Here is a 499-nt window from a genome sequence, read left to right on the forward strand (position 1 = left end):
GCCGTCCGGCGAACGCACTTCAAGACCATCGACCAGCCCGCCCTTGGTGTCGGCAAACTGCCAGATCGGCAGATGGTTCAGGTCCTTGTGTGAGCGTCGCCAAGCCAGCTTGCAGAACTCGTTGTCAGTCGAGCCGCCCAGCACGACCGCGTCGCGGTCGGCGAAATCCTTCGACAGCCGGGCAAACTCGGCGATCTCGGTTGGGCAGACGAAGGTGAAATCCTTCGGATAGAAGAAAATGATCTTCCATTTCCCAGGGAAGCTGTTTTCCGTCAGCGTCTCGAGCGCGCTCTGCCCGCTCTCTTCGTGCAGATGAAAACCGGGCTTCACGCCTGTGATTTCGAACGGCGGCAACTTACTTCCAATTCCAAGCATATCGTCCTCACAAGTTTGCTTCGCGCGGGAAGCGATGATACCGGCCCCAAGTCAAGCAAGCGATGTGCCAGGAGATCTCGCGGTTCAACTGGCGGAAATGCGACAATCGGATGCTCGCCGCGGC

At 58.7% G+C, this 499-nt stretch carries 1 protein-coding gene; it reads right to left on the reverse strand.

Annotated features, from left to right (window positions below; all coding sequences use genetic code 11):
- The coding region (locus tag AC5ZGW_RS46875; protein WP_496114234.1) for a redoxin domain-containing protein at positions 1–375 on the reverse strand (375 nt) is incomplete at its 3' end.
- Positions 376–499: the final 124 nt, after the last annotated feature.

This window comes from Bradyrhizobium sp. Crot121, from assembly GCF_059512385.1.